This is a genomic window from Microcystis sp. M53603_WE2 (genome assembly GCF_030065435.1).
Window position 1 is genome coordinate 1 of record NZ_JASJFF010000252.1, and the last position, 4,527, is coordinate 4,527.

The 4,527-nt window shown below is 41.6% G+C and carries 4 protein-coding genes and 1 pseudogene; all 5 read right to left on the reverse strand.

The features are described 5' to 3' along the window. Positions 1-221: 221 nt before the first annotated feature. Entirely contained in the window at positions 222-1,445 is a 1,224-nt protein-coding gene (locus PX481_RS05440) for a BaiN/RdsA family NAD(P)/FAD-dependent oxidoreductase (RefSeq protein WP_002759863.1), read from the reverse strand. Positions 1,446-1,466: 21 nt separating this feature from the next. Continuing rightward, positions 1,467-2,165: an urea ABC transporter ATP-binding subunit UrtE gene (urtE, locus tag PX481_RS05445; RefSeq protein WP_002759861.1), complete on the reverse strand. Its 699-nt coding sequence runs from the start codon at positions 2,163-2,165 to the stop codon at positions 1,467-1,469. A gap of 38 nt (positions 2,166-2,203) precedes the next feature. Continuing rightward, positions 2,204-2,950 carry an urea ABC transporter ATP-binding protein UrtD gene (urtD, locus tag PX481_RS05450; RefSeq protein ID WP_002759860.1) on the reverse strand — a complete coding sequence of 249 codons (747 nt, stop codon included), beginning with the start codon at positions 2,948-2,950 and terminating at the stop codon, positions 2,204-2,206. Positions 2,951-3,063: 113 nt separating this feature from the next. Next, on the reverse strand, positions 3,064-4,218 hold the full coding sequence (gene urtC / locus PX481_RS05455; protein WP_288028050.1) for an urea ABC transporter permease subunit UrtC: 1,155 nt from the start codon (positions 4,216-4,218) through the stop codon (positions 3,064-3,066). Positions 4,219-4,221: 3 nt separating this feature from the next. Next, positions 4,222-4,527 (reverse strand): annotated as a pseudogene (locus tag PX481_RS05460) (branched-chain amino acid ABC transporter permease); the annotation flags it as partial.

Genomic DNA, 4,527 nt, shown 5'->3' on the forward strand with positions numbered 1-4,527 from the left:
AGGCAACAGGCAAGAGGCAAAAGACAGAATCTGACAATTCTCCTACCTAAAAAGAAGGTTAGAAACTAAGCACATCAAAGCTTTTAGCTTAACCAATTAGGTCTTAGATTCGGCCCTTGTTGTCAGATGTGAGTTTTCAGTTCACTGTTTACTGTTTACTGAAAAAAGGCTCCCCACTTCCCCACTTCCCCACTTCCCCACTTCCCCCTCTCCGGTGCTTCCTACACCCTTCTATTGCCCATAGCTTGTCCGGCGAGATAACCAGTGGTCCAAGCGCTTTGAAAATTAAATCCCCCCGTGACTCCATCGATATCTAGTACCTCCCCGGCAAAATATAACCCCGGACAGATTTTACTTTCCATAGTTTTAAAATCCACTTCCTGAAGATTCACTCCCCCAGAGGTGACAAATTCCTCCTTAAACACTCCTTTCCCTTTGATTTGATATTCCCCTTGCTGTAATTCCATCATCAATCTATTGAGAGTATTTTTAGATAATTCTGCCCAGGGAGTTTCCGAGTTAACAGTCAAGTAACTTAATAAACTCTGCCAAAGACGCTTAGGTAACTGTTCAAAAGGACAATAATTAAAAAGTTTTCTTTTGGGATATTCACTTTTAGTTTGTAAGATAATTTCTCGCAATTTTTCAGGATGATAATCCCCCAACCAATTAATGATTAAAGGCATTCGGTAATGATGCTCGTGAAGCACCCGCGCTCCCCAAGCAGAGAGTTTTAAAATAGCCGGTCCACTAACTCCCCAATGGGTAATTAATAAAGGTCCGATTTGTTCTAATTTGCTTCCCCCAAGACGAACTCGCACTTTATCCACAGTAACCCCTAACAAATCTTTCAGACGAGCATCGGCAATTTGAAAGGTAAATAAAGAAGGGACAGGAGAGACTAAAGAATGACCTAAATCTTGAGCGGTGCGATAACCAAAAGGACTACTTCCCGTAGCAATTAACAGCTTATCTGCCCTAATTTGCTCATCTTTTTTTAATTCAATTAAAAAACTTTCTTCCTGTTTTTTAACCGATTTAACTGGGGAATTTAGCCTTAAATCAACCCCAGCAAAAGTCGCACTTTCCCGCAGACAATTAACAATAGTTTCAGAATTATCGGTGCTGGGAAACATTCGTCCATCCGCTTCTGTTTTGAGTTTTACCCCCCGCAATTCAAACCATTTAATAGTATCTTGGGGTTGAAACCGACTAAAAGCTCCCCGTAGTGCTTTGCCACCGCGAGGATAATAATTAACCAATTGGGAAACATCAAAACAATGATGGGTGACATTACAGCGTCCCCCTCCCGAAATCCGCACTTTAACTAGAGGTTCTTTTGCCGCTTCTAGGATAGTAACGCCAGCTTTTGGGTTAGATTCTGCCGCTTTAATTGCGCCAAAAAATCCCGCTGCCCCGCCACCAATTACGACTATTTGAGTCATATATCAAGGAAAAAGTTAAGTTTAAACCGCCAAAAATCGCTGAATGACTTCTTGACTTAATTCGCTCGTGAAACCGGAAGCAACAATTCCCCCTTTCTGCATGGCGTAATATCGATCAGCTTGGCGGACAAAATGCAGGTGTTGTTCTACTAATAAAACGGCGATTCCTTTACTGGCAACAATACGCCGCACCGCTGCTTCAATTTCGAGAATAATTGACGGTTGAATTCCTTCCGTGGGTTCATCTAAAATTAATAATTTTGGTTCCCCCACTAAAGCGCGAGCGATGGCTAATTGCTGTTGTTGTCCACCGCTTAAATCTCCTCCCATCCGCGATAACATGGTTTTTAAAACGGGAAATAAATCAAAGATTTCTTCGGGAATTGTGGCATTTTTTCTTTTTGTGGGTAAAGCTTCCAAACCGAGAGTTAAATTCTCTTTTACCGTTAAACGGGGAATAATATCCCTACCCTGCGGCACATAACCCAGTCCTAATCTGGCTCTTTGATCTGAGGTTTTATTAATCAGGTTTTCTTGCTCATAATTAATTGTTCCCGCTCGCGGTTTTAAGATACCCATCAAGGTTTTTAATAGGGTAGTTTTACCCACGCCATTACGTCCGATTAAACAGACCATTTCTCCCGCATTAATGTTAAGGTCAACATCTCTTAAAATATGACTTTCTCCGTAGTAAACATTGAGTTCAGATATGTGTAACATTGTCAACCCTTTTTAACTAATTTTAATCCTTTGACTTTTTATTCTTCCGAGGAACCTAGATAAACTTCAATAACTTTCGGATCATTTTGAATTTGCTCCATATTCCCCTCACAGAGAACAGTTCCTTGGTGTAAAACCGTGACTTTGCGGGCAATTTGACGGACAAATTCCATATCATGTTCAATGACAATAATCGAATGACTTTCCGCTAAATTTAATAACAAATTACCCACGTTTTCCGTTTCTTCATCGGTTAATCCTGCCACGGGTTCATCTACTAGCAGTAAATCTGGTGACTGGGCTACTAATTGTCCTATTTCTAAGCGTTGTTTTTCCCCGTGGGAAAGTAAAGAAGCGGATAAATCAGCTTTAGCAGTTAACCCGATAATTTCCAATAAACCAATAACTTGTCTGCTATCTTCTAGGGGAGGACGACCGAAAAGAGTCGAGAAAACATTTTTATTACGGTTGCTAACTAAATCGAGATTTTCTCGGACAGTTAGATTTAAATATACCCTGGGAGTTTGGAATTTGCGACCAATACCTAAACGAGCGATCGCATATTCGGGAATTTTGCGGAGATCTCGACCTTTAAATAATACCCGTCCGATGGTGGGTTGCACTTTCCCCGTAATCACATCTAAAAAAGTGGTTTTTCCCGCACCATTGGGACCGATAATCACCCGTAATTCTCCCGTATCCATACTGAAATTAAGATTATTGAGAGCTTTAAAACCCCCAAAACTAACGGTAAGATTCTCGATTTCTAAGATTTTTCCAGTCATAATTTCTAAGAGGGAATTGGGAAGTATTTTCAGTGAACAGTCAGCAGTAATCAGTGAACTGAAAACTCACATCTGATAACTGATAACTGATAACTGATAACTGATAGCTAAGGTCACTTATGCTCTAATTCTTCTCTTTCCAGTTGCACTTCCGGAGCTTCCTCAATACTAGGATAGGTAATTAAAGTTTTGCGGAAACCAAAATGAGTCAGCAAACGTTTAATCCCACCGAGAAGACCATCGGGAAGCACTGTCACCACAATTAGGAATAGGGCCCCTTGGAAAAATACCCAGACTTCCGGAAATTGTTCGCTTAAAAAAGTTTGGGCTAGGCGTACTAATAAAGTACCGACAACTGCCCCCACAAGGGTAGCACGTCCCCCCACAGCCACCCAAATCACCATTTCAATGGAAAAAGCCACATCCATAGAGTTAGGGGTGATAATTCCCGTTTGCACGGTATAAAGAGCGCCGGCAACACCGGCAATCGCCCCAGAAATGGCAAAAACTAACACCTTAAACCAAGTAGGATCATAACCGGAAAAACGGACACGCACCTCATCATCGCGAATGGCGACTAACAAGCGCCCAAATCTGCCGGTAGTTAACCAACGACAGAGCAGATAAATAGCCAGTAAACAGACAATTGTGAGTAAATAAAAGGCCACTTGAACGGCATCGGAACCCACCAGCAAACCGAAAATTGTTTGGGTATCGGTTTTTAAGCCATTAGTGCCGTTAATTAACTTCTGTTGACCGTTAAAAAAGTTAAAAAATACCAGTAAAGCCGCTTGGGTTAAAATCGAAAAATAAACCCCTTTAATGCGGTTGCGGAAGATTAAATAACCCAATAATCCTGCCACGATCGCTGGTACGATAATTAGGGCTAGAATTGTCAAAGGTAGGGAATAAAAAGGTTGCCAAATAAAAGGTAATTCTGTCACCCCGTAGAGAGTAAAAAATTCGGGCATTTGTCCGGGGGGTAACTGAAGATTTAGGTACATGGCCAAAGCGTAACCACCGAGGGCAAAAAAGATGCCATGACCAAGACTTAATAAACCCGTATAACCCCAGATTAAATCTATCCCCAAAGCAACAATAGCGAGGGAAAGAAATCGCCCCAATAAACGCAAGCGGAAAGCCGACAAAGCTAAGGGCAGTAACACCGCAAAGATGACCACTAAACCAACAATAACAGCGATTTCCGTGATTAACTTTTTCTTTTCCCGTTGTCGGGATTCGTTTCTAGTGATGGTTTCGCTAATCATAATCTATAACTCGGCAGTACGTCCTTTAGGAGGAAAAATTCCCGCAGGTTTGAATTGCAAGAAAGCAATAATTAAAGCAAAAATCATCACTTTTGCCATGCTAGTGGTGGAGAAAAAGGTGAAGAAATCCGTTAGGGGTTTTAGTGCTTCTACGGAACCAAAAATCAGGGCAAAAGTTCCCGAACCAATTAAATAATTAGCCACACCGATGGCCATAGCTGCGATAATAGTTCCCAGGAGATTACCCACTCCCCCCACCACCACTACCATGAAGGTATCAACGATATAATTTTGTCCCACGTTTGGACC